Below are 308 nucleotides of genomic sequence, written 5' to 3' on the forward strand. Positions count from 1 at the left end.
ACAGTATCGCGAGAAGTTTCAAAGGTGAGTGTGCCTAGATTGGTTAAATCCACAATAGGATGGACTTGAGGGAGTACGCCACTGGCTACACCACCTACGGTCGTGATACCTGTATTGATCAGGTCGGTTTTGAGACTTTCAACACCTTGAAGAATATCAATACCTGTTTGGATGACTCCCGTTACAGGGTTGTTGCCAAGGTCACCACCAGTAATACCGCCGATGATTCCAGTGATTGCACCTAAAGGACCACCGCCACCAGTAATACCGCCAATAATGCCAGTGATTGGACCAAGAGGACCACCATC

1 pseudogene is annotated in these 308 nt (G+C 48.1%); it reads right to left on the reverse strand.

Going from position 1 to position 308, the window contains the following annotated elements:
- Positions 1–308, reverse strand: a pseudogene (locus tag MMP72_RS15815) (agmatine deiminase); the annotation flags it as partial.

The sequence above is a fragment of the Acinetobacter sp. NIPH 2699 genome (assembly GCF_022549355.1).
In the GTDB taxonomy this organism is placed as follows: Bacteria; Pseudomonadota; Gammaproteobacteria; order Pseudomonadales; family Moraxellaceae; genus Acinetobacter.